Source organism: Proteus hauseri ATCC 700826, assembly GCF_001654965.1.
Classification (GTDB): Bacteria; Pseudomonadota; Gammaproteobacteria; order Enterobacterales; family Enterobacteriaceae; genus Proteus; species Proteus hauseri.
On record NZ_LXEV01000020.1, the window covers coordinates 83,607 to 107,352 of the forward strand.

Annotated in this window: 15 protein-coding genes; 10 read left to right on the plus strand and 5 right to left on the minus strand. The window is 38.5% G+C overall.

Translation table 11 applies throughout. The features are described from left to right. Positions 1-61 precede the first annotated feature (61 nt). A complete protein-coding gene (elyC, locus tag M997_RS07620; RefSeq protein WP_064719511.1) occupies positions 62-895 on the minus strand; it encodes an envelope biogenesis factor ElyC in 834 nt (277 codons plus the stop codon). A gap of 374 nt (positions 896-1,269) precedes the next feature. Here elyC and cmoM point away from each other — a divergent pair, with 374 nt between their 5' ends. The 8 genes from cmoM to M997_RS07660 all read left to right on the plus strand — a co-directional run bounded on the left by cmoM (position 1,270) and on the right by M997_RS07660 (position 13,303). Continuing rightward, on the plus strand, positions 1,270-2,043 hold the full coding sequence (gene cmoM, locus M997_RS07625) for a tRNA uridine 5-oxyacetic acid(34) methyltransferase CmoM (RefSeq protein ID WP_064719512.1): 774 nt from the start codon (positions 1,270-1,272) through the stop codon (positions 2,041-2,043). Between the two features lie 9 nt (positions 2,044-2,052). Continuing rightward, entirely contained in the window at positions 2,053-3,375 is a 1,323-nt protein-coding gene (gene mukF / locus M997_RS07630) for a chromosome partition protein MukF (RefSeq protein ID WP_064719513.1), read from the plus strand. Then, positions 3,356-4,087 carry a chromosome partition protein MukE gene (gene mukE, locus M997_RS07635; protein WP_064719514.1) on the plus strand — a complete coding sequence of 244 codons (732 nt, stop codon included), beginning with the start codon at positions 3,356-3,358 and terminating at the stop codon, positions 4,085-4,087. Before mukF ends, mukE begins: the two co-directional genes overlap by 20 nt. After that, the gene (gene mukB / locus M997_RS07640; protein WP_064719515.1) at positions 4,084-8,553 is read left to right on the plus strand and encodes a chromosome partition protein MukB; all 4,470 of its coding nucleotides are present in this window, start codon (positions 4,084-4,086) and stop codon (positions 8,551-8,553) included. The genes mukE and mukB overlap by 4 nt, the downstream gene beginning before the upstream one ends. 224 nt (positions 8,554-8,777) lie before the next feature. Beyond that, positions 8,778-9,491 carry an acid phosphatase AphA gene (aphA, locus tag M997_RS07645; RefSeq protein ID WP_064719516.1) on the plus strand — a complete coding sequence of 238 codons (714 nt, stop codon included), beginning with the start codon at positions 8,778-8,780 and terminating at the stop codon, positions 9,489-9,491. A 380-nt stretch (positions 9,492-9,871) separates the two neighbouring features. Further along, a complete protein-coding gene (gene ldtD / locus M997_RS07650; protein WP_239994667.1) occupies positions 9,872-11,728 on the plus strand; it encodes a L,D-transpeptidase in 1,857 nt (618 codons plus the stop codon). A gap of 338 nt (positions 11,729-12,066) precedes the next feature. Then, a complete protein-coding gene (mepK, locus tag M997_RS07655) occupies positions 12,067-12,615 on the plus strand; it encodes a peptidoglycan L,D-endopeptidase MepK (protein ID WP_064719517.1) in 549 nt (182 codons plus the stop codon). A gap of 37 nt (positions 12,616-12,652) precedes the next feature. Further along, a complete protein-coding gene (locus M997_RS07660) occupies positions 12,653-13,303 on the plus strand; it encodes an MBL fold metallo-hydrolase (RefSeq protein ID WP_064719518.1) in 651 nt (216 codons plus the stop codon). 98 nt (positions 13,304-13,401) lie between these two features. On the opposite strand, the gene M997_RS07665 is transcribed toward M997_RS07660, so the two are convergent. The 4 genes from M997_RS07665 to pncB form a co-directional block, all read right to left on the minus strand. Then, complete coding sequence (locus tag M997_RS07665; RefSeq protein ID WP_064719519.1) at positions 13,402-14,592, minus strand: amino acid aminotransferase; 1,191 nt, start codon at positions 14,590-14,592, stop codon at positions 13,402-13,404. Between the two features lie 463 nt (positions 14,593-15,055). Beyond that, entirely contained in the window at positions 15,056-16,153 is a 1,098-nt protein-coding gene (locus M997_RS07670) for a porin (RefSeq protein WP_064719520.1), read from the minus strand. A gap of 341 nt (positions 16,154-16,494) precedes the next feature. After that, positions 16,495-17,895 carry an asparagine--tRNA ligase gene (gene asnS, locus M997_RS07675; RefSeq protein WP_064719521.1) on the minus strand — a complete coding sequence of 467 codons (1,401 nt, stop codon included), beginning with the start codon at positions 17,893-17,895 and terminating at the stop codon, positions 16,495-16,497. A 291-nt stretch (positions 17,896-18,186) separates the two neighbouring features. Next, positions 18,187-19,401: a nicotinate phosphoribosyltransferase gene (gene pncB, locus M997_RS07680; protein ID WP_064719522.1), complete on the minus strand. Its 1,215-nt coding sequence runs from the start codon at positions 19,399-19,401 to the stop codon at positions 18,187-18,189. Positions 19,402-19,742: 341 nt separating this feature from the next. Between pncB and pepN the strand changes: the two genes are divergently transcribed. Further along, positions 19,743-22,358, plus strand: coding sequence for an aminopeptidase N (pepN, locus tag M997_RS07685; RefSeq protein WP_064719523.1), 2,616 nt, complete (start codon positions 19,743-19,745; stop codon positions 22,356-22,358). A gap of 203 nt (positions 22,359-22,561) precedes the next feature. Beyond that, positions 22,562-23,572: a quinone-dependent dihydroorotate dehydrogenase gene (gene pyrD / locus M997_RS07690; protein WP_064719524.1), complete on the plus strand. Its 1,011-nt coding sequence runs from the start codon at positions 22,562-22,564 to the stop codon at positions 23,570-23,572. The last annotated feature ends 174 nt before the right edge of the window (positions 23,573-23,746 follow it).

Sequence of the window (23,746 nt, forward strand, 5' to 3'; positions counted from 1 at the left end):
ATTTTTCTACGGCACTCAATATAATTAGAGTGCCGTTTTTGTAGTTAAATCTAATAACGATCTAGTTATTCGCATTTATCTCTTTATTCTTAGCTTTTTCATTCTCTGGGATCACCGCAGGCTGCCCCGCAGGTTTAATTGATTGCCACATTGATCCTAAAAATTCATACCACGCGCGTTCGCTATGTTGAAAATAGCTTGCTGAAGGAATGTATTTTTCCCAAGGATGTAGTGGTGTTGTGATAGCTAATTGATTAGCTGGAGCAACAATAGGCTGCATTCCACGGGCTAAAAAGAAACGCTCAGCACGAGCTAAGTGATTAGCTGAAGTAACTAATAAGAACGGTTGTTTACCTATTAGCTTATCAACTTCGTAAGCTTCTTCTTCTGTATCTTTAGGAATGGATAATGCAATGGTTTTATCCGCAGGCACTCCTAAAGATTGAGCAACTTGGGCGGCAACTTCAGCACTACTTATTTTATTTACCCCAGCACCACCTGTAAAAATAAGGGTTGCGTTAGGGTTGCAATAATAAAGGCGTACAGCTTCAGCAACTCGAAATAAACTATTATTTAATAGATTAGAACTTGGTGCCCACTCCGGGTTATAAGTAAATCCACCACCTAAAACGACAATATAGTTAACTTCTTTAGGTAAATTTTCTCGTAATTCATAACGAGTTTGATACTCTTTTTCACTTGGCATCAATAAGGTATCAGCGATGGGTTGTATTCCTAAAATAGCCAATAAAAATATGGCTGCTGTGAGCAAGCTTTTTCCTGTTTTTTGCCAGCGAGTAAACCAGAGTAAGATAAGAGCAAAAGAAGCCACAAGTAGTAACAAAGGAAAAGGCATCAATAGGCTACCAATATATTTTTTGAGCAAAAACAGCATAAATTATCCTGAGTTGAATGAAATACATGCAATTGATAGCAAAACCTTAGTGAAAACTAGGGGATTTAAGAAGCGCTGTGTCAAAATAGGCAATAGCGTTCTATCTTTCTAAATTCTAGCCGGTAGAAATCAAAAGCAGTTAATAATTTATAAAACGATAAACGTTTGAACGTTAATTTTTTCATTAATAAGCGTTATATTTATACAGCGCTTTGCGAATAGTCTGATTCATGGCTTATTTCTTTATAGAAAACAGTCAGTATCATAGAACACTGGTAAAATTATTGTCTTTAATGATGCACAGTGTCTCATATTTTTTGAATTTATCAGAATGCAAAGAGCGCAGTAACAGGTCGTTATCATGAGGCGTTTTAATGTCAGATCGTAATTTTGACGATATTGCTGATAAGTTCTCTCGCAATATCTATGGCACAACAAAAGGTAAAATCCGTCAGGCAGTGATTTGGCAAGATTTACAACAATTACTGACTCAATTTCCTAATCGTTCTTTGCGTATTTTAGATGCTGGTGGAGGCGAAGGTTATTTTTCTCGCCAACTTGCAAAACTTGGCCATCAAATCATTTTATGTGATTTATCTCAAGAAATGCTTAATCGAGCAGAAGAAGCAGCAATGGAAGATGGCGTTGTGCAAAATATGACATTTATTTGTTGTGCGGCTCAAGATATTAAACAGCATGTAGATGAAAAACTTGACTTAATTTTGTTTCATGCAGTATTGGAATGGATCACGGATCAGAAAGATGCCGTAAATGTTCTTACCGATATGCTATTGCCTAATGGTATCTTATCGTTGATGTTTTACAATGCTAACGGAATTGTAATGAGAAATGCTATTTTAGGGAATTTTCATTTAGCGGCCCCTGAAATACCGCGTAGAAGAAAACGGTCGTTGTCACCTCAAAATCCATTACAACCTGAAGATGTTTATCAATGGCTGTCTGAATTTTCGATGAATATACTAGGAAAAACAGGTGTACGTGTTTTTCATGATTATTTGCAAAGTCGTCAGCTACAAAATAAAGATTTCCCTGCGTTGCTTGCGTTAGAGCAGCGTTATTGTCGGCAAGAGCCCTATATAAGTCTGGGGCGCTACATTCATGTCATGGCACAAAAGCGTGTAAATTAAGGATGTACTATGAGTGATTTTACCCAGACCGTTCCTGAGTTAGTGTCTTGGGCGAGAAAAAATGATTTCTCGATTTTACTGCCACCTGAAAGATTAGCTTTTTTGATGGCAGTTGCTGTATTAAACAGCGAACGCCTTGATGGCGAGATGAGTGAAGGTGAGTTGATTGACGCTTTTAGAGAGGTTTGCAAGGGCTTTGAACAACCGGCCGAAGCGATTCAGGTACGTGCTAATAATGCCATTAACGATATGGTTAAACAGCGCCTCTTTAACCGTTTTACTAGTGAACTGGTAGAAGGTAATGCGATTTATCGCTTAACGCCATTAGGTATTGGTATTAGTGATTATTATATTCGCCAACGTGAATTTTCATCATTACGATTATCAATGCAGCTTTCTGTCGTTGCAGGTGAATTAGATTCTGCTGCAAGTTCAGCAGAGGATGGGGGTGATGAATATCACTGGCATCGAAATGTCTTTGCCCCATTAAAATATTCAGTTGCTGAAATTTTCGATAGTATCGACTTGTCTCAACGTATTATGGACGAGCAGCAAAACAGCGTAAAAGAAGATATTGCCGAGCTACTAAATCAAGATTGGCAAGCTGCAATTTCAAGTTGCGAACAACTGTTATCAGAAACATCAGGTACGTTAAGAGAACTACAAGATACCCTTGAAGCCGCCGGTGATAAGCTACAAGCTAACCTTTTGCGTATTCAAGAAGCGAATATGAATTCAGGTCATGTAGAGCAAATTGATACACTCGTTTTTGAATTACAAAGTAAGTTAGACCGAATTATCAGTTGGGGCCAGCAATCCATCGATTTATGGATTGGTTATGACCGACACGTTCATAAATTTATTCGTACAGCGATTGATATGGATAAAAATCGGATTTTCTCACGCCGATTACGCCAGTCAGTACAAAATTATTTTGAAAGCCCGTGGGCATTAACTTATGCCAATGCGGATAGACTTTTTGATATGCGCGATGAAGAACTGACATTGCGAGATGAAGAAGTTACAGGTGAGTTACCTGAAGAATTAGAATATCAAATGTTCAGTGAAGTTAATGAGCAAATAACCCAATGGGTTGAACAAGAACTCGCCTCTTATAAATTAGAAAAAAGAGCGTTAGATCTGGGTTCAGTGCTGGTTGAATTTCTTCACCATTATCCACAACAAAAACATTTTGATGTGGCGCGTATTGTCATTGATCAGGCGGTACGATTGGGTGTAGCACAAGCTGAACTTGCAGGATTACCAGCAAAATGGTCAGACATTAACGAATATGGAGCTAAGGTACAGGCGCATGTCATCGATACATACTGAGCAATTTATGCCAGCAAAACTGGCACAGGCATTAGCGAACTCACTTTTCCCTGAACTGGATAGTCAGTTACGTGCAGGTCGGCATATTGGTATAGATGATCTAGATAACCATGCTTTTTTGATGGATTTTCAAGATGAGTTATCCGATTTTTATGCGCGTTATAACGTCGAATTAATTCGAGCACCTGAAGGTTTTTTCTATCTTCGTCCACGTTCAACCACACTTATTCCTCGTTCAGTACTTGCAGAAATGGATATGCTGGTGGGTAAAATTTTGTGTTACCTCTACCTTAGTCCAGAGCGATTAGCGAATCAGGGGATTTTTACCGTACAAGAACTGTTTGATGAATTACGTACTCTTGCGGATGAGTCAAAATTACTTCGTTTAGTCAACCAGCGTTCTACAGGCTCTGATTTAGACTTGCAAAAACTACAAGAAAAAATGAGAACATCACTAAACCGCTTACGTCGTTTAGGTATGATCGCGTTTTTACAAAATGATATGCAACGTTTTTCAATAACTGAGTCAGTGTTTCGCTTTGGTGCAGATGTTCGTAGTGGTGACTCTCCTATTGAAGCTCAATTACGCATGATCCGCGATGGTGAAGCAATGGCGCTAGAAAGTGAGCCGGCATTATCCAATGATGATGACGAAAATGAAGATGAGCAATTGCACGCCAATGAGGATGATGCGGAGGAAGAAAATAAATGATTGAACGGGGAAAGTTTCGCTCATTAACACTAATCAACTGGAATGGCTTTTTTGCTCGTACGTTTGACTTAGATGAGTTAGTTACCACATTATCGGGTGGTAATGGTGCAGGAAAATCAACCACCATGGCAGCTTTTATTACTGCTATGATCCCAGATCTCACCTTACTTCATTTCCGTAACACCACAGAAGCAGGTTCTACGAGTGGTTCACGTGATAAAGGCTTATACGGTAAATTACGCCCTGGAGTTTGTTACGCTGTATTAGATGTGATTAACTCTCGCCATTTACGTGCGGTTGTAGGTGTACGCTTGCAACAAATTGCAGGAAGAGATAAAAAAGTTGATATAAAACCCTTTATGATCCAAGGGTTACCAATGGCTGAAAATCCAACGGAAATCTTAACGCAAGCCGTTGCCGAGCGCCAAGCACGTGTTTTACCGCTTAACGAATTAAAAGAGAGAGTTGAAGCGATAGATGGCGTGGTATTTAGACAATTTAACTCAATTACAGATTTCCATGCTGTTATGTTCGATTTAGGGGTTATCCCTAAACGTCTTCGATCAGCCAGTGATCGAGCCAAATTTTATCGCTTAATTGAAGCTTCTTTATATGGTGGTATTTCTAGCGCCATTACTCGTTCTTTACGTGACTATTTATTACCTGAAAATAGTGGTGTCAGAAAAGCATTTCAGGATATGGAAGGGGCATTGCGTGAAAACCGCATGACACTCGAGGCTATTCGTGTAACTCAATCAGACCGTGATTTATTTAAACATTTAATCACTGAGGCAACCTCCTATGTTGCCGCTGATTATATGCGCCATGCTAATGAAAGACGGGTTCATCTTGATGAAGCATTGAATGTTCGCCGAGAATTATGGAGCCAGCGTAAATCGATTAATAACGAAGCGTATCGCTTTGTGGAAATGGGGAAAGAGCTTGAAGAACAACAAGCGTTATCTTCAGATCTTGAAGCAGACTATCAAGCAGCAAGCGATAGATTAAATCTGGTGCAAAATGCAGTTCGCCAGCAAGAGAAAATTGATCGTTATGTTGCTGATGTTGAAGAGATAACATTTCGTTTAGAAGAACAAAGTGAAGTTGTTGAAGAAGCCGCATCAAAGAAAGAAGAGCTAGAAGCAAGAGTTGAATCAGCAGAAGAAGAAGTTGATGAACTGAAAAATCAGCTAGCAGATTATCAACAAGCGTTGGATGTGCAACAAACGCGAGCGATTCAATATCGTCAAGCTGTACAAGCGTTAGAGCGCGCCAAAGCGCAGTGTGGTATCGATGATTTAGATGAAACCAACGCCGAAGAGTGGGCGAACCGTATTCAAAATAAGATACAAACTATCACTCATACGCTACTTTCTATGGAGCAGAAACTAAATGTTTCTGATGCAGCAAAAACTCAGTTTGATCAGGCATATAAGCTAATTAGCTCAATTGTTGGTGAAGTTAATCGCCAAGATGCGTGGGGCGCTGCAAAAAATGCATTGCGCGAGTGGTCTTCACATCGACATCAAGCTGATAGGGTTCATCCTATCAGAATGCAGTTGGCAGAATTAGAGCAGCGTTTACAGCAAAGAAATAATGCGCAAAGACAACTTGCAGAATTTAATAAACATCATGGTAACGCAATGGAGCCAGATGATTTATTGATTCTACAAGATGAATTAGAAGCAAAAATTGAAGAATTGAGTGATTATGTCAACGAATCTGGCGAACAACGCATGCAAATGCGACAAGAGCTAGATCAGCTAAAACAGCAAATTCAAAAATTAACTAAGCAAGCCCCAGCTTGGATTGCGGCACAAGATGCGCTAACTCAATTATGTGAACAAACAAATCAATCTTTCGAAACAGGGCATCAAGTAACTGAATATATGCAGCAGTTACTTGAGAAAGAGCGTGAAGCCACGGTATTACGGGATGAAACGGCAGCACGTAAACAACAGATTGAAGCACAAATTGAGCGTCTAAGTCAGCCAAGCGGTGCTGAAGATAGCCGACTGATTACATTAGCTGAGCGTTTTAACGGTGTTTTATTATCAGAAATTTACGATGATATTACTCTAGAAGATGCGCCATATTTCTCCGCACTGTATGGCCCTGCTCGCCATGCTATTGTGGTACAAGATCTCGCACCGGTTCAGGAACAATTAGCAACATTAGAAGATTGTCCTGAGGATCTCTATTTTATTGAAGGTGATCCTCAATCTTTCGATGATAGCGTGTTCAATGCACAAGAAATGGATAAAGCTGTTCTAATCAAAAGTTCAGATAGACAATGGCGTTACTCTCGTTACCCAGAAATTCCACTTTTTGGTCGCGCTGCTCGTGAAAGCCAATTAGATATTTTAACGCATCAACGTGATGAATTATCTGAACTGTATGCGACACAAGCTTTTGATGTGCAAAAAATTCAGCGCGCCCATCATGCTTTCAGTCAATTTGTTGGGCAACATATTTCTGTCGCTTTTGAAGCTGATCCTGAAGAAGATATTCGTCAGTTAAATCAGCGTCGCAATGAAATTGAAAGAGCTCTGGCACAGTACGAAGAAAGCACTCAGCAGCAACGTCAGCATTATGCGCAAGCGAAAGAATCGTTAGCGCTGCTAAATAAACTGATCCCACAAGTTAATATCTTGATGGATGAGACGTTAATTGATCGTGTTGAAGAGTTGCGCGAAGAACTTTATGTTGCTGAAGAGTCTATGCGTTATTTGCAACGCCATGAAAAAGCGTTGGCGACATTAGAGCCCATAGCGGCTATTTTGCAAAGTGATCCGCAAGAGCATGAACAATTAACAAAAGATTACGAACAAGCTAAAACCGAGCAACAGCGTTATCAACAACACGCTTTCTTGCTGGTGGAAGTGGTGCAACGTCGCGCCCACTTTAGTTACAGCGATGCGGTCGAGATTGTGAGTGAAAATAGCGATCTTAATGAAAAATTGCGTCATCGTTTAGAAATGGCAGAAACCGAGCGCACAACAGCCCGTGAGTTATATCGTCAGCAACAAGCTCAGTACGCTCAATTTAATCAAGTTCTCGCCTCACTAAAGAGTTCTTTTGATACCAAGTCTGAGTTATTAAGAGAGCTTGAGCAAGAAATGAAAGACACGGGTATTCATGTTGATGCAAGTGCCGAAACTCGTGCTAAAGAATTGCGAGATCAACGCTATTCAGCGGTAAGTATTAACCGTACTCGTATTAGTCAACTTGAGCGTGATATCGCCTTGAGTGAAGCTGAACGCGATAATATGACGAAGAAAATTCGTAAACTTGAACGTGATTATTTGCAAATTCGCGAACATGTTGTTAGTGCAAAAGCGGGTTGGTGTGCAGTAATGCGTTTGGTAAAAGAAAATGGCATGGAGCGTCGTTTACATCGTCGCGATTTTGCTTATCTTTCTGCTGATGAATTACGCTCAATGTCGGATAAAGCGTTAGGTGCGCTACGCCAAGCCGTTGCTGATAATGAATATTTACGTGATGCATTACGTCGTTCAGAAGATGCTAAATTCCCAGATCGTAAGGTTCAGTTCTTCATTGCAGTTTATCAACATCTTAGAGAACGTATTCGTCAAGATATTATCAAAACGGATGATCCTGTTGATGCTATTGAGCAAATGGAAATTGAGCTGGCACGTTTAACTGAAGAACTGACAAGCCGAGAGCAAAAACTGGCCATCAGTTCACGAAGTGTTGCGAATATTATTCGTAAAACTATTCAGCGTGAGCAAAATCGTATTCGTATGCTTAACCAAGGCTTACAAGCGGTGTCATTTGGTCAGGTACGAGGTGTTCGCTTAAACGTTAATATTCGTGAAAGCCATCAAGTGTTACTTGATGTGTTATCAGAAGAAGATAACCAGTACCAAGACTTGTTCAAAAATCAAAATTTAACCTTCTCTGAAGCGATGGCGAAGCTCTATCAACGTTTAAATCCCCAAGTTGATATTGGACAGCGTATGCCACAAACTGTGGGTGAAGAGCTACTCGATTATCGTAACTATCTTGAAATGGACGTTGAAGTTAACCGTGGGCCAGAAGGTTGGTTAAAAGCAGAAAGTGGCGCTTTATCTACGGGTGAAGCGATAGGTACGGGGATGTCGATTCTGGTGATGGTTGTACAGAGTTGGGAAGAAGAATCTCGTCGCTTACGTGGCAAAGATATTTCACCTTGTCGTTTGCTATTCCTCGATGAAGCGGCTCGTTTAGATGCTAAATCTATCGCTACACTGTTTGAGTTATGCGACAGATTAGATATGCAGCTTATTATTGCCGCACCAGAAAATATTAGCCCTGAAAAAGGGACAACCTATAAATTAGTACGTAAAGTATCTAATGGAACTGAGCACGTACATGTTGTTGGGCTTAAAGGTTTTGGTCAACAAAGCGAAAAAGATAAAACTGCATCATCAAATGTTACTGAAATAACAGAAGTAGCAGAGTAGTATCAATCTGTTATTCAACAAGAAATAGTGATAAGAAGGCGTTACTGGGTTATTCCGGTAGCGCCTTCTTTTTTCAAAGTGTTAGATAGATCAAAAAATGAAAGTAAATTAACAAATAATTGAAAACATAAATGGCATAACGTGCGCTGCATCTCATTTAAATGTAATGCTGATGTCTATGATTGTCCGCGTATGTGATTAACATAAAAATTAAAGGAAAGAGAATGCGTAAAGTCACGTTAACTTTGAGTGCGATAGCTTTAGCGTTGAGCCTAAATGGCGCAGCAATGGCCAAAGTTCATATGCCAGAAGTCGTAAGCCCGGGTGTTACTGTTGCTGAATTAGCACAACAACAACCAATTAATTGGGTGTCTGTTGCAGATATTGAGAAAAGCCTAGCTGGTCAACCACCAATGGCTGTTGGTTTTGATATCGATGATACCGTTCTGTTCTCAAGTCCAGGATTCTTTCGCGGTAAACTGGAATATTCTCCAAATGATTTCAGCTACCTGAAAAACCCAGAATTCTGGGAAAAAATGAACAACGAGTGGGATAAATTTAGTATGCCTAAACAAGTCGGTATCGATCTTGTTCAGATGCACTTAAAACGTGGCGATACTGTTTATTTCATCACAGGCCGTACTCAAACTAAAACTGAGACTGTGACTAAATACGTTCAAGAAGGTTTAAATATTCCTGCTGATAAAATGCAGGCTGTTATTTTTGCAGGTGATCAACCTGGTGCAAATAACAAAGTAAGCTGGATGCGTGATCATAAACTGAAAATTTACTACGGTGATGCTGATGCAGATATCGCCGCAGCAGATGAATTAAATATCCGTGGTATTCGTATTTTACGTGCTGCTAACTCATCTTACCAACCACTGCCTAAAGCAGGTCAATTTGGTGAAGAAGTGGTTATCAATTCAGAATACTAATCTCTGTGTGTTTTTGTTTACCTTTATTTGTCAGGCGTAGGAAACTACGCCTTTTTCTATTTTAATATTTTATTATTTTAATTGACTGTAATTCACCCTGATCATTTATTGAGCTATCATCTTCTATTTTTACCTTTCATTTTTTCATTTTTTTATGCTAAAGAATTCTTTTTTATTTATTTTATACCCTTTATTTTTATATATTCAGAGGTGTTAAAACTAATGGAATAGTCATTTTATGATTATTTTATAAGAATATTCCCGTAAGAAACTTATAAAACTTTACAAATATTAGTTTATTCCTATAAAACTCTTTTTCTATCTCATCTAATATTCTAGGATACCAGAATAATAATAAGGGAAAGAGGGCAAGAGGACTTATGGCGCAACGACAAATTAAACGAGCAATTGTATATTCAGTTGTAATAGGCACACTTCTTTCTGCGCAAAATGTAATAGCGACAGAAAATGGCGAACCTATAAAGTTATCTATTTCAGAGGAGAAAGCGATAACGGCTGCTCCTGTAAATGATGCTAGGGCTCCAGTAGCTGTAAGTGAAATTACAACACTTGTTCCTGTGAGTGAAACAACAACTCCAGCGCCAATAAATGAAACAACAGTAGCCATTCCTAGTAATGACTCTGCTGTTCTGGCTTCTGAAAATAATGCAGCACCTACTGCTATTACAGCCGAAACACCCTTAATTTCAGAACAAGAAGTGAGGGCTAAATTACAGTCATGGATACCTCAAGAATTTAAGCCACTCTATTTCAATCAACTGACTAAAGTTTATCAAAGTAATAATCTGGCATTAATCTGGCAAGATGAAAAAATAACAGAACAGCTACAACAGCAAATTGCTGAAGTTGCACTTTCGGGTATTCAGCCACAATTTGGACGTTGGTTAGCACAGCTAGATACACCGGGGTTAAGCCAAGAAGGGCGCGATATTATTTTATCAGATGCATTTTTAGGCTATATCAACTTTGTTGATCAAGTGAATAAATCCGGTGCCTCGTTACTTTATCGTGGAGCGGTGCAAACATTAACTGCACCTACCGATAAAGCAGTAACCGACTTTCAGCAAAATATAAAAAATGCCACACTAGGTGGTTTTGTTATCTCTTTTGCACCCTCTCATCCTTATTACGCATTAATGAAAAACGAAATGCGTAAACAACTTCATCAAGACGTTGTTTGGCCAGAAATGAAAGGGACGAGCTCATTAAAACCTAATCAATCAGCAGAAGAAGTCGTTGCACTTAGACAAATTTTGCGCAATCTTAAATTATTACCAGAACTTGGTGTTAATGAGCAGGAAATTGCCACAACGGTATATGATGCGTCGTTAGTTGCTGCCGTAAAATTATTTCAAGCTGCACATGGATTAGAAACGGATGGTGTTATAGGTAAACAAACACGTGTTTGGCTAAATACCACACCCGCTAAACGTGCAAGTATTATGGCACTTAATATACAACGTTTGCGTTTAACGCCTGCTATCGGTGATACAGGTATTTGGGTTAATATTCCTGATTTCTCGCTTTATTTTTATGCTAATAATGAGCTTATTTTAGACTCTAAGGTTATTGTTGGGCGTCCTGATAGAAAAACCCCAATTATGAGCAGTGCACTTAATAATGTGGTCGTCAATCCGCCGTGGAATGTACCCACCAGTATGACACGCAAAGATATTGTTCCTCGAGGAAAAGCAGACCCAAGTTATTTTAGCCGTAAAGGCTATACCATTTATTCGGGTTGGGGTAATGATGCATATCCAATAAACCCTTATGATATTGATTGGCAGAATACGAGTGCGGCTAATTTTCCTTATCGTATTTGGCAAGCACCTGGGCCTACTAACTCATTAGGGCGTTATAAATTTAATATGCCTAATTCAGAGGCAATTTATTTACATGACACACCTAACCACACATTATTTTCAAAAAATATGCGAGCAATTAGTTCTGGGTGTATTCGTGTAAATAAAGCATCTGAATTAGCTTCTATTCTTTTAGGTGATGCAGGATGGAAGCAAGATCGTATTGATGCCGCATTAAAACGTGGAGCGACACAATATGCGCCAATTCCAGAACGTATTCCCGTTTATTTATATTATCAAACAGCTTGGGTTGCTCAGGAAAATGAGCCACAATATCGCGCAGATATTTATTCTTATGACCAAAGCATTTCAAATGCAGAACCTTATTTAGTCAATATTAAGCAACATCTATAATATAAAAGTCACTAACGCGATAAAAATAAACCAGGGGTAATTTAAAATTATCCCTGGTTTTTTATAAGAATCAATAAATTAAAGTAAATTAATTTAAGTTATAGAATGGAAATATTAAATGATAATTAATTTATAAACTATTTTTGAATTCCTCAGGAATATAGAATAATAAAAGTGCATTTAGTACAAATAACTAATTAATTAGCATGTCGAGTTATTGTAAGTGAAAATATTGCGTTATTTACAATACTATACAAACGACAGGAAACAATTCGAGAAAAATATTGTCATAATAAAGGTTCTTCCTTCTGAATAATTTTTGATTGAGTATACATACTATGGATATCATTGATTCACAGCGTCGAAAGTGGCTTGGCCTTGGTATGGCGGCGGTTGGTTTAGGTTTACTTCCTTCTCATGCATTTGCTTCATTAGCAACACCTCGTCCAAAAATTCTCCGCTTTAATAATTTAAATACGGGCGAAACTATTAAAGCCGAGTTTTTTGATGGCAAACGTTACAATAAACAAGAACTGTCTAAACTAAATCACTTATTTAGAGACTATCGCCAAAATAAAATTAAAACGATAGATCCCGCATTGTTTGATCAAATTTATCTTCTGCAAGTAATGCTTAATAATAATAAACCTGTTGAGCTTATTTCCGGTTATCGTTCTTTAGTGACGAATAATAACTTACGCCAAAGTAGTAGTGGTGTAGCTAAGAAAAGTTACCATACCCGTGGGCAAGCAATGGATTTTCGTTTAGTCGGAACTGACTTATCTAAAGTTCGCCAAGTCGCATTAAGAATGAAAGCAGGTGGTGTAGGCTATTACCCACGAAGTAATTTTGTGCATATTGATACAGGGCCTGTTCGCTCATGGTAATCTATTGAGATTCAGTTATTAAAGAGCGGAGTATTTCATGATGTATCACATAGTACCTGTGACAAACTATATGCAAAATTGTACTTTAATTTGGTGCGATGAGACGAAGGAAGCAGCAATAGTTGATCCGGGTGGAGATGTTGAAACGCTTATTTCAGAAATTGAACAGCGTCAGTTAACATTAACAAAAGTATTATTAACACATGGCCATTTTGATCATGTTGCAGGAACTGCACAAATTGTTGAACATTTTCATGTACCCGTTTATGGGCCACATAAAGATGATAACTTTTTATTAGAAGAGTTAGAGCAGCAGTGTCGAATGTTTAATTTTCCGGGTGGAAAATCTTTTTCACCTGATCAGTGGTTAGATGAAGGCGATACAATAACAGTTGGTAAGACAATTTCGTTATCGGTATTGCATTGTCCGGGTCATACACCAGGGCATATTATTTTTGTTAATCATCAAAGTAAATTAATTTCTATGGGTGATGTTTTATTTCGTGAAAGCATTGGTCGTACTGATTTCCCTCGTGGTAACCATGCAGATCTTATCGCATCTATCAAAAATAAAGTTTTACCATTAGGCGACGATTATCAGTTTATTCCAGGTCATGGGCCAATGTCTAATTTAGGTCACGAGCGTTTATATAATCCATTTTTACAAGATGAAATGCCAATCTGGTAATTAAACTATTTAAGCTAATCAAATTAAATAAAAAAGCCTTTTCATATTGAAAAGGCTTTTTTGTCTATTGGTTTGCCGTTTATGCTTTCTGTTAAAAATTAGAGCACAGCAATAATGGCTTCACATAATGGAACCATATTTTCAAGTGTTAAACCTGCAACGTTAATTCGACCAGAACCTACAATATAAATACCATATTCAGCACGTAGACGTTCAACTTGCTCTTTATTTAGTCCACTAAAGGAGAACATACCATTTTGATCAATAATAAAGCTGAAGTCTTGTTTTGCACCTTTTTCTTGTAAGGTGGTAACTAATAGCTGACGCATACGCTGAATACGTTCGCGCATCGTTGTTAGTTCTTCAATCCATTCTTCTTTTAATGCCGGATTAGAAAGAATTGTAGTAACAACAGAAGCACCATGAGCGGGTGGGTTAGAGTAGTTAGCACGAATAATTGCTTTTGCTTGGCTAAAGGCTTTTTCTGCGGTATCGCTATCTTTAGTGACGATAGTACAAGCACCAACACGTTCGTTATAGAGTCCAAAGTTTTTAGAGTAAGAACTAGCCACAATTAGCTCAGGATTCTTCTCTGCAAATAAGCGCAAACCTTGTGCATCTTCTTCAAGACCACGAGCAAAACCTTGGTAAGCAAAGTCAAAAACAGGGAGCCAGCCTTTTTCAGCACAAAGTGTGGCTAATTGACGCCATTGCTCTTCTGTAGGATCAATACCACTTGGGTTATGGCAACAGCCGTGGAATAACACAACATCGCCTGCTTGTGCTTTCTCAAGGCTTGCTAACATACCATCAAAATCTAAGCAGCGATTCGTTGCATCATAATAATTGTAATTACAGATTTCGAGGCCTGCAGTTTCAAAGATATTATTATGATTTGGCCATGTTGGATTACTTATCCATACGCGTTTAGCTGTAGTTTGTTTAGCAATAAAGTCAGCTGCGATACGTAGGGCACCGGTGCCGCCGGGTGCTTGTGCTGTACGAGCTCGTTTTTCAGTAATAATAGGATGTTGTTCACCAAACAAAAGTGCTTGGGTAACATTGCCAAACTCTGGAATACCGCTAATAGGAAGATAATTCTTGGTGGTTTCGTTTTCTAACAGGTATTTCTCTGCCTTTTTAACAGTGGTTAAAACAGGTGTTTTGCCTGTTTCATCCTTATAAACACCAATCCCTAAGTTGATTTTGTTTTCACGAGTATCAGAACGGAAACTATCAGCCAGACCTAAAATTGGATCAGCTGGTGCAGCAATGATTTTCTCAAACATAGTGTAATTGTTCCCTTAGCTCAAAACGAAGCCGAAATATGAGTAACAAGAGTACCGCTATGGCAGGTTTTTGCCAACTGTTTGTAGAGAAATTAACAAGAAGTTGTGAACTAAGTGAGAATAAATAGCAAATCAAGATGTAATTAAGTAAATATCCTGTGATTACATTAACATGTAATAATAACGACTATAATTAATTGATAATTTAGTGCGATATACTTTTTAAATTATCAACTAAAACAAGTAAATAAATAAAATATAGTCAAAATAATAAAATGGTGAGTAATAAAAATAGCGGGAAATTGTTTTTTATTATTGTAATGAGATTAGAAAAGGAAACCTAGCAAAGCGCTAAGGGAAGGGAGTCTTGAGATAAAATTAGAAAGTAATGCATTAAAAAAGCAACACCGAAGTGTTGCTTTTCAAATCAATTAACTTGACTGTTAATTACCTTAAGCGGCAATTAGAACTGGTAAGTCAGACCTAAACCAACAACGTTGTCGTCGTTCAGACCTAAAGCATTATCAGATTTCAGCAGGTTGATTTTGTAATCAACAACTGCAGTCATGTTTTTGTTAAATTTGTAGAAAGAACCTACAGAGATATATTTAACTAAATCTTCGTTAGCAACACCAATTGCAGCGTTATCAGCATCTAAGTTTTTACCTTTAGATTGAACATAAGCTAAAGATGGTTTGATACCGAGATCTTTGAAATCGTACTGTGCAGTTAACTCAACGTTTTCAGTTTTGTTAGCAATACCTTTGTTGTAGGTAGTCATGTTACGGGTTTCACCGTACATAGCTGCTAAGTATACGTTGTTAGCATCGAATTTCGCACCAACGTTCCATGCTTCAGCGCGTGAACCGCGAGCTGAGCTATAGTCTTGTTGCCATGAAGTACGAGCTGAACTTGAGTAACCACCACCCAGTGTTACGCCCCAGCCTAAGTTATAAGCTGTAGAGAAACCGAAACCGTCGCCGTTAGCATCTTTGCTACCGTCTTTACGGGTGTTGTTAGTGTTTTCGTTGTTTTTGCCTTGGTATTGCAGAGCAAAGTTCAGGCCATCAACGTAACCGAACATATCAGTGTTACGGTAAGTTAATACGTTAGCAGTACGGCCAGTCATGTAAATGTCAGTTTGTGACATTGAGTCGCCGCCCCACAGAGGCAGAACGGCAGTCCATGCGTTGGTGTCGTAAATTACACCGTAGTTACGACCGTAGTCCAGTGAACCGTATTGTGCGAATTTAAAACCAGCGTAAGCGAAACGAGTTTTAGCTTTATTTTCGTTTTCAGTTGTATTGGTTTTAATTTCATATTCGAAACGACCGAAACCAACTAAATCTTTATTGATTTGAGTTTCGCCTTTGAAACCGATACGAGCACGTGAAGCGTCACCGCTTTCACCTGAATCTTTATCAGCGAAGTAATGATGAACGTCAACTTTACCGTAGATGTCTACTTTGTTGCCGTCTTTGTTGTACATTTCAGCTGCGTTTGCTGCACCAGCAAACATCAGAGCTGGGATTACCACTGCAAGAAGATTGCGCTTCATCATTATTATTACCCTCATTGGTGTTATTCAGACACCTTTGCCACTGCCAGAAATAGTTTCTTAATTTTTATGGAACTATTTATGAGAGTTAAGTGTCGTCTGTGTCGGGTGACAGTGTTCCATTGCTGAAAAATTTTATCTACCCCCAATTTGCTACAAAAACGAAAAAAGTGTAACAAATTGTAACTATGTATTTCAAAGTGTGTATTTAAGGGAACTTTTGCGTCAAATAAGGACCATGCATAAAAAAAGCCAACCTTGAGGTTGGCTTCTAGTATTAAGTAAAACAAGTATAATAAATAAACAGCATAACTGCCATGCTGAATATTAATTAATCAAAAAAATTAGAAATCAGCATTTCTTGGTGTGCGTGGGAATGGAATAACCTCACGAACGTTTGCGACACCGGTCACATAAGCGACTAAACGCTCAAAACCTAATCCAAAACCAGAATGTGGCACTGTACCGTAACGACGTAGGTCACGATACCACCAGTAGTCTTCTTTGTTCATTCCCATTTCTTCTAAACGTTTATCAAACATATCTAAACGCTCTTCACGCTGAGAACCACCGATAATCTCACCAATACCTGGCGCTAATACATCCATTGCTGCAACAGTTTTCCCATCGTCATTCATACGCATATAGAATGCTTTAATGTCTTTAGGATAGTTTTTCACCACAACAGGTGCTTTAAAGTGTTTCTCTGCAAGATAACGTTCGTGCTCAGAAGAGAGGTCAACACCCCAATAAACTGGGTTTTCAAACTTCTCACCACAGTTTTCTAATACAGTTACTGCATCTGTATAATCAATCTGAGCAAAATCAGAAGTAATAAAGTTCTCTAAACGTGTAATAGCATCTTTATCGACACGTTGTGCGAAAAACTCCATATCATCTCTACGCTCAGCTAATACAGCAGCAAAGGTGTATTTCAACATTTTTTCTGCCAGTGCTGCGATATCGTTAAGATCAGCAAATGCGACCTCTGGCTCAACCATCCAAAATTCAGCTAAGTGACGGCTGGTATTTGAGTTTTCGGCACGGAAAGTCGGGCCGAAAGTATAGACTTTGCTTAATGCAGAAGCATAAGTTTCGCCGTTAAGCTGACCTGATACTGTTAGAAAGGCTTCACGACCAAAAAAGTCTTCACTATAGTCAACTTCGCCTTTGTCAGTACGAGGCAGGTTATTCATGTCTAACGTAGAGACACGGAACATTTCACCAGCACCTTCGGTATCAGCTGCTGTAATAAGAGGCGTTGATACCCAGAAGAAACCTTGTTCATCGAAGAAACGATGTAGTGCTTGTGCCAAAGTATGGCGAACACGAGCAACGGCACCAATTAAGTTCGTACGTGGGCGAAGGTGTGCAACTTCACGCAGGTATTCAATACTATGACGTTTGGCGGCCATCGGATAAGTTTCCGGATCATCAACCATTCCCACTACTTTGATTGCAGTAGCATGAATTTCAAAGTTCTGTCCTTGGCCCGGAGATTCAACAATTTTACCGGTGACTTCCACAGAACAGCCTGTGGTTAAATGCAGCACTTCATCTTGATAATTCGGTAAATTATTATTAATGATGGCCTGTACTGGATTAAAGCAGGAACCGTCATAGACGGTAAGAAATGAGATACCAGCTTTTGAATCTCTTCTTGTACGTACCCAACCGCGAACGGTGACATCTTCGCCAACCGAGATACGGCCTTGCAGTACGTCAACTACAGGCGCAACGATCATAAATAAATCTCTCTTCGTTTAATTAAAATAATTGTTTGGTTAATTCACTCTGCCCCTGTCGGACAGTTTTTCTATGTTACTTGCAATAGCGCAGGAAACAAGTAGGAAATTTTAGTTTAAAGAGTGAATAAAGAAGAGAAAAGCCTTTGTATAAAATAAATTGATAAAAATTTGTGATTCATTGATGAAGTGGGGCATTTTTTACTAAAAAAGGGTAGTAAATACCCTTTCTTTTATAAGCTACTTTTTTGTTGCAAGATTGATTTTCAAAAAAAGGCCAATAAATTTGAATTAGCAAGCCTGTTTAACAAGTGGAACATCAAAGGCTTTGCGTAATTTATCAACAAAATCGTCATCTTCACAAATAGTTTTACCCGGACTATCTGATAATTTGGCTACCGGCTTACCATTGCACTCTACCAGCTTAATCACAATATTAAGCGGAGTAATAGTGGGAATATTACAGGTGAGTCGTGTTCCAATACCGAAAATAAGGCGAATACGCTTATGGAAATGTTTATAAAGCACTAATGCTTTCTGAAAATCGAGACTGTCAGAGAACACCAACACTTTACTCATGGGATCAATACCCAACTTTTCATAATGGGCTATAGCTTTTTCACCCCATTCAATAGGATCACCAGAATCATGACGTAATCCTTGATAGCGATTTGCAAAAGGTCTATCAAAATCACGCAAGAATGCATCCATCGTAATGCAGTCTGTCAGCGCAATACCCAGTTGATCTGGATATTCATCTAACCATGATTGCAATGCAGCACGCTGGCTATTTGCTAATTCAGGACTAATTTGCTGATGGGCTTGAAACCACTCGTGAGCCTGTGTGCCTACAGGTGCCAATTGCATACGTTCAGCAAAATGATAATTGCTAGTACCAACAAGATAAGGAAAGTGATTTTTTAGCTCATCAACAATGGCACATTGCACATCATAAGAAAAACGACGACGAGTACCAAAATCCATCAGTTTAAAATCAGCTAAATCTATTTGTTGCTCAGCCGCATCTTGATAAAACACGTTAATTAATTTACGTAATTGATTAACGGCATCATCTGGGCTTATTTGAGGCGAACGTTCACGATGAACAATTTCACTTACCAACGCCAATAAAGGTACTTCCCATAGAATAACTTCGCACCAAGGGCCTGTTATCCTAATTCTTAGTTGGTTTTCTGGTGTAGCAGAAATGTTGACTTGTTCAGGTTTAAATCGAAATTGCTTAAACCATTGCAGATAGTCATTTTTGAAAAAAGGGAGACTCTGAAGATAGTCAAACTCTTCATCGCTCAATGACAAGTCTGCCATCATATTCACTTGATGGCGCAAAGTTGTTGCATATTCACCTAGGCGTTCATCACTCCGACAACGGAACTCTGCAACGACAGGAATATCACTGTAATGATGGAATACGGCCTGTTGCATATGAAGCTTGTAAGCATCAGTATCCAGCAGTGATGTAATAATCGGTGTAGCGTCTAAAATCATAGCGCGTCAAGCATCCTCACGGAGCGTTTTTATGTCAGCTAAATCGTTAAGGTTGGAGAGTATACCCGAATATGACAACAATGGAGTCACTAATCGATGATATTTCTCTGCGACATAAAAACAAGCTATAAAACTTCGATCAGTTTACCACGTTAAACATAATTTGGGAGTAGCTTAGCATCATTTACCAAATAAATTGATTACAACTATTAATAAACTGTTAACATTCTTTTGACTTTTGATGTTTTCAATTGAAGTTTCGACTGGCTAAAGCTATTTTTCACGAGTAAGCTTTGGTTATATAACCGTTAAATAGTCGTGTTAACTAAAAGGTTTTTTCTATGACACAACAAAGAATTGCTAAATATCGTAAAGATTACCGCGCTCCTGACTACACTATCACCGATATTCATCTTGATTTTATTCTCGATAAAGAAAATACACAGGTTACAGCGATTAGCCAATGTAAACGCTTAGCTTCAACATCAGTACCTTTAGTGTTAGACGGCGAAGATCTCAAATTAAAATCAATAACTGTTAATGATGTTGCTTGGACACAATATAAAGAAGAAAACGGCAAACTCATCATTGAGCAACTTCCTGAACAGTTTACTTTAAAAATTATCAATGAGATTAATCCTTCGGCAAATACGGCATTAGAAGGCTTATACGTATCCGGTGATGCGTTGTGTACACAATGTGAAGCAGAAGGTTTCCGCCATATTACCTATTATTTAGATAGACCTGATGTATTAGCACGTTACACCACAACAATCACCGCAGATAAAAAACAGTACCCTTATTTACTCTCTAACGGTAACCGAAGAGCACAAGGCGAACTAGAAGATGGTCGTCATTGGGTAACATGGGAAGATCCACATCCAAAACCAAGTTATCTCTTTGCTGTGGTTGCTGGCGATTTTGATGTTTTGCGTGATACTTTCACCACCAAAAGTGGTCGCAACGTTGCTTTAGAGCTTTTTGTTGATAAAGGTAATCTTGATCGTGCTGATTGGGCAATGACATCCCTAAAAAATGCGATGGCATGGGATCAATCACGTTTCAATTTAGAATATGACCTTGATATTTACATGATAGTCGCGGTCGATTTCTTTAATATGGGCGCAATGGAAAATAAAGGCTTAAACGTTTTTAACTCTAAATACGTGCTCGCAAAAAGTGAAACAGCAACTGACAAAGACTATTTAGGTATTGAGTCTGTTATCGGCCATGAATATTTTCATAACTGGACGGGTAACCGTATTACTTGTCGTGATTGGTTCCAGTTAAGCCTAAAAGAAGGTTTAACCGTTTTTCGTGATCAAGAATTTAGCTCTGATTTAGGCTCTCGCTCTGTGAATCGTATCAATAATGTACGAGTGATGCGTACCGCTCAATTCGCAGAAGATGCAAGCCCAATGGCACACCCAATTCGTCCTGATAGTGTCATTGAAATGAATAATTTCTATACCTTAACCGTGTATGAAAAAGGTTCTGAAGTGATCCGTATGATCCACACGCTATTAGGTGAAAAGCGATTCCAAGCGGGTATTCATATGTATGTTCACCGCCACGATGGCAGTGCAGCAACTTGTGATGATTTTATTCAAGCGATGGAAGATGCTTCTGATGTTGATCTTACCTTATTCCGTCGTTGGTATAGTCAATCAGGTACACCACAGCTAACGGTTCGTGATAGTTATGATGCTAATAAAAAACAATATACTTTAACTGTTAGTCAAATGACGGCACCGACAGCCGATCAAACTGAAAAACAGCCGTTACATATTCCATTAGATATTGAATTATACGATACCAAAGGTAATGTGATCCCACTGCGTTCACAAGGTCAAACTATTTCTAATGTATTGAATGTGGTACGTGAAGAGCAGCAGTTTGTCTTTGACGATGTACCAGAGCAGCCAATTCCTTCTTTATTACGAGAGTTCTCGGCGCCAGTAAAATTAGATTATCCATTTACTGATGAACAACTTTCTTTCTTGATGAAATATGCACGTAATGCATTCTCTCGTTGGGATGCTGCGCAATCACTGCTTGGCCGCTATATAAAAGAAAATGTGGCTAGAGTACAAAAAGGTGAAGCATTAGTTTTACCTGACATGGTGATTGATGCTTTCCGATCTGTATTATTAGATAAAGATATTGATCCCGCTTTAGCCGCGTTGATCTTAACGTTGCCAACAGATTTAGAAGCAGGTGAAGCATTTGCCATCATTGATCCCTCTGCGGTTCATCAAGCATTGCATTTTATTCGTACAACGCTAGCAACAGAAATGGCAGATGAATTCTCTGCGGTTTATCACTCAATGCATATTGGTGCTTATCGAGTTGATCATGGTGATATTGCTAAACGTGATCTGCGAAATGTTTGTCTGGGTTATTTAGCGTTTGAAAATCAGCAAACTGGTAATCAATTAGTTGAAGCTCAATATCATAATAGCGATAACATGACAGATGCTTTAGCTGCATTGCACAGTGCTGTTATGGCAGATTTACCTTGTAAAGCGGCGTTATTACAAGCCTTTGATGATAAATGGCACCAAGACGGCTTAGTCATGGATAAGTGGTTTAGTTTACAAGCCACCAGCCCAGCTAAAGATGTACTCCAAACCGTGCGTAATTTGTTATCTCATCGTTCATTTACTCTCGCTAACCCGAATCGCACACGAGCATTAATTGGTGCTTTTGTAACAAATAACCCAGTGGCTTTCCATGCCGAAGATGGCTCTGGATATTTGTTATTGACAGAAATTCTGACTGACTTAAATAGTCGCAATCCACAAGTTGCTTCTCGCTTAATTGAGCCTTTTATTCGCTTAAAACGTTATGATGCAGCTCGTCAGGAAAAAATGCGAGCAGAGTTATTAAAGCTAAAAGCGCTAGATAACTTGTCAGGTGATTTATATGAAAAGATCACTAAAGCATTGGCTGATTAATAACACGCACAATATCACTTTATGAATGAATAGAGAGTGTTAAATCATAACGGTAATCAGATCCCCAGCGTAGTCTGGGGATTTTTATTGGCAATTGCTAAATTAGAACGTTTACTTTTAGGATGTTTCTCTATATGATGCTCGACGCTTAAATCGTCGTAGACACATCATTCCTAATACCCGATATTCTCAATGGAGATCGTATGTATTATTCCCTAGTCAGGAAGGCATTGTTTCGGCTAGACCCTGAACGTGCCCATGATTTTACCTTCCGTCAATTAAAACGTTTATCTCATTCCCCATTTCAATTTCTAATTCAACAATCGCTTCCTTCAAAACCCGTTTCTTGTATGGGACTCTCATTTAAAAATCCACTTGGTCTTGCTGCTGGTCTTGATAAGAATGGCGATTGCATAGATGCATTGGGTGCAATGGGTTTTGGTTTTATTGAAGTGGGTACAGTGACACCACGCCCTCAAGTAGGAAATGATAAACCTCGGTTATTTCGCTTAGTCGAGGCTGAAGGTCTAATTAACCGAATGGGCTTTAATAATTTAGGTGTTGATAACTTGATTGAGAACGTAAAACAATCACGTTATGGCGGTGTGCTAGGTATTAATATTGGCAAAAATAAAGATACCCCTGTCGAGCAAGGAAAAGATGACTACCTAATTTGTATGGAGAAAGTCTATCCTTATGCGGGTTATATCGCGATTAATATCTCATCACCAAATACCCCAGGTTTGCGTTCACTACAATATGGTGAAGCATTAGATGATCTTTTATCTGCAATAAAAAATAAACAACTTGAGTTGCAAGGTAAATATCAAAAATATGTACCTGTTGCAGTAAAAATAGCACCGGATTTAACGCATGAAGAATTAATCCAAGTTGCAGATAGTTTAGTTCGACATCATATTGATGGTGTTATTGCAACAAATACAACATTAGATAAAACATTAGTAAATGGATTAAATCATTGTAATGAAGCAGGTGGATTAAGTGGGCGTCCGGTTCAATCTAAAAGCACGCAAATAATCCAACAATTAAATGATGAATTAAAAGGTGCATTACCTATTATTGGTGTTGGTGGAATTGACTCATTAACAGCAGCAAGAGAGAAAATGGATGCAGGAGCATCGCTTATTCAAATCTATTCTGGTTTCATTTATCACGGCCCCGCACTTATCAAATCTATAATTAATCATATTTAATTACATCTAAATAATGGGACAGGGGCTTTTCTTCTGTCCCTAACTCGTTTATATTGCCTCTAGTTGATTATTTTTTATTAAATTGCACTAATTGTGCTTAATTAATAGTAAAATGAATCCTGTTTTTGATAGGTGATATTAAATATTTTATTTATGTCATCTGTTTTTCGATTA